Source organism: Moorena sp. SIO3I6 (assembly GCF_010672095.1).
Window position 1 is genome coordinate 1 of record NZ_JAAHHU010001297.1, and the last position, 1,449, is coordinate 1,449.

Sequence of the window (1,449 nt, forward strand, 5' to 3'; positions counted from 1 at the left end):
TGCTGTACTCACATTGACTTAGACATTTATCCACCCCCAGACTTAGCTATAGAATCTGATGTTACTTCAAAAACAACTCTTGAGGTTTATGCAGCTATTGGTGTTCCTGAAGTATGGATTTATAGCAAACAACAACTTAAAATTTACATCATCAAAGATGGAAATTATCAAGAAACGTCGCTCAGTCCAACCTTTCCCAATTTATCCTTAACTACACAGATTCCTCAACTCGTAGAACAGGCAATTAATCAAGGAACAAGCCGAATGTTACGGGAATTAAAAAGTCAATTTTTTCAATCCAAATAACTCTTACTTCTTGCTAAGCAATTCCATCACATACCTCCCCAGCTGCCATCCTTTATATCCGTATATCCGTTACCCACTATTGCCAATCATCCCTCACTCACACAAGTCCCCACTAAACAAGCTCGATCCAAATTAACACCACTCAAAGAAGCTCCATCCATCTCAGCACAAAGCAAATTCGCCCCACTGAGATTACTACCAGATAGATTAGCTCCACGGAGATCGGCCTCTTCCAGATTTGCTTCACTTAAGGTTGCCCCTTGTAAATCCGCCTGAGACAAATCTGCTCCCTTCAAATTCGCACTATTAAGATTAGCTCCTCGCAAATCTGCCCCTCGCAAATCCACTCCTTGCAAATTCACCCCCATCAAATTGGCACCACTTAAAAAAGCACCGGTAAAGCAAGCCTGACTCAACTTAGCCCCCATCAAATTAGCGCCTCGGAGATTACCACCCCGCAAATCCGCACTACTCAAATCCGCCTGCATTAAGTTAGCACCAAGCAAATTCGCCCGTAAGTCAGCAGATTCCAGTTTGGCACCAATTAAGTTAGCACCATCGAGACGAGCACCATTCAAATTAGAGCCAGAAAAATTCACCCCCACAAGTGTTGCACCAGCAAGATTAATTTTTTCCAATTGGCTACCGGAAAGATCCTCATCTTCCAAATCTGCTCCTGGCAGTTGCTTTACTTTCCCCGCCCGAATTGCTTCAATCTCCATCAACCAGATAACCTTGAACTGTTCATCCTTCAACCTACCCTACACCAGACCCCTGGGCAAGAACAACCTTGGCCAAAAGGCCACGCGCTTCGCAGCAAAGCGGGACTTCGTCCATCGCGTTCAACCTTCAACCTTCAACCTTGATAACCTTCAACCTTGATAACCTTCAACCTTGATAACCTTCAACCTTGATAACCTTCAACCTTGATAACCTTCAACCTTGATAACCTTCAACCTTGATAACCTTCAACCTTCAACCGTTACTCTTTCCTCAGATAAGGAATCAAGCAACCATTTTAATTTAATACATTCATCCTGTTTATGGGGTGGTGTTGTTTTTCTGTGTTTAAAAACTTAATCAGAACGGCAACCCATGACTGACAATTTAAAAGCGAATGAATTTTGTCAATACGTCTACGGA

3 protein-coding genes are annotated in these 1,449 nt (G+C 42.8%); 2 read left to right on the forward strand and 1 reads right to left on the reverse strand.

Features of this window, described 5'->3' with window-relative positions; translation table 11 throughout:
- Positions 1-306 (forward strand): Uma2 family endonuclease (locus F6K49_RS48745; protein ID WP_293109904.1); only part of this gene is annotated, 306 nt, incomplete at its 5' end.
- A gap of 86 nt (positions 307-392) precedes the next feature.
- Here the strand turns inward: F6K49_RS48745 and F6K49_RS48750 are convergent.
- Complete coding sequence (locus F6K49_RS48750) at positions 393-1,028, reverse strand: pentapeptide repeat-containing protein (RefSeq protein ID WP_075905925.1); 636 nt, start codon at positions 1,026-1,028, stop codon at positions 393-395.
- A gap of 13 nt (positions 1,029-1,041) precedes the next feature.
- Here F6K49_RS48750 and F6K49_RS48755 point away from each other — a divergent pair, with 13 nt between their 5' ends.
- The gene (locus F6K49_RS48755; protein ID WP_158069498.1) at positions 1,042-1,188 is read left to right on the forward strand and encodes a hypothetical protein; all 147 of its coding nucleotides are present in this window, start codon (positions 1,042-1,044) and stop codon (positions 1,186-1,188) included.
- Positions 1,189-1,449 lie beyond the last annotated feature (261 nt).